At 46.1% G+C, this 972-nt stretch carries 1 pseudogene; it reads left to right on the top strand.

The window, feature by feature from the left end:
- Positions 1 to 75: 75 nt before the first annotated feature.
- Positions 76 to 972, top strand: a pseudogene (locus CWB99_RS23605) (IS3 family transposase); the annotation flags it as partial.

The following is a 972-nucleotide window of genomic DNA, read 5'->3' as shown; positions in this document are numbered from 1 at the left end:
TGTAGTGGCATAGTGATTTTGGCCACCTAAATAGAGGTGTTATGATTTATCTCATAGCAGCAATAGGTGACACAAATGACGAAGAAATCTCGCCCAAATTATCCGGCTGAATTCAGAAGAGAGACAGCCCAGCTTGTTTTAGACAATGGCTATTCGCATGAAGAAGCAGCTAAGGCAATGGGGGTTGGCTATTCAACCGTTGGTAAGTGGGTCAGACAGCTCAGAGTTGAGCGTAAAGGTGAAAGCCCTAAGGCAGCACCTATGACGCCAGAGCAAATCAAAATTCGTGAACTTGAAAAGCGCATTAAAGATATTGAATTAGAAAAGGAAATTCTAAAAAAGGCTACAGCTCTATTGATGTCGGACTCCCTGAACAATTCTCGATAATCGAGAACCTCAATAAGAGCAAGAAATATCCGGTTAGTAAATTGTGTGAGGTATTCGGGGTTCACCGCAGCAGCTTTAAATATTGGCGCAGTAAGCCTAAAACAATCGATGCTGAGCGCATTCAGTTACAGGCTGAAGTTGCTGAAGCCTTTAACATAAGCCAGGGCTCGGCAGGTGCCCGAACAATTTCAGGGATATTAACGACTAAGGGCTTTAAAGTTGGCCGCTACCTGGCACAAAAGCTCATGGAAGAACAGGACTTGGTGAGCTGCCAGATACCATCACACAAGTATCAAAAGCAGAGTAAAGAACATGTTGATATCCCGAATCTGCTTGACCGCCAGTTTGCCGTTGTCGAGCCAAACCAGGTTTGGTGCGGTGATGTGACTTACATCTGGACGGGTAGCTGCTGGGGCTACCTGGCAGTGGTGATTGATCTATTTGCGCGCAAACCAGTGGGCTTTGCTATGTCGTTATCACCGGACAGTGAGTTAACCAGCAAAGCCTTGAAAATGGCGTGGTTAACGCGAGGTAAGCCTAAAGGTGTAATGTTCCACAGCGACCAAGGCAGCCATTATACCAGCC

This window comes from Pseudoalteromonas rubra (assembly GCF_005887095.1).
GTDB lineage: Bacteria > Pseudomonadota > Gammaproteobacteria > Enterobacterales > Alteromonadaceae > Pseudoalteromonas > Pseudoalteromonas rubra_E.
The sequence above is the reverse complement of the archived record's forward strand: the minus strand, read 5'-3'. Positions and strand labels throughout refer to the sequence as shown.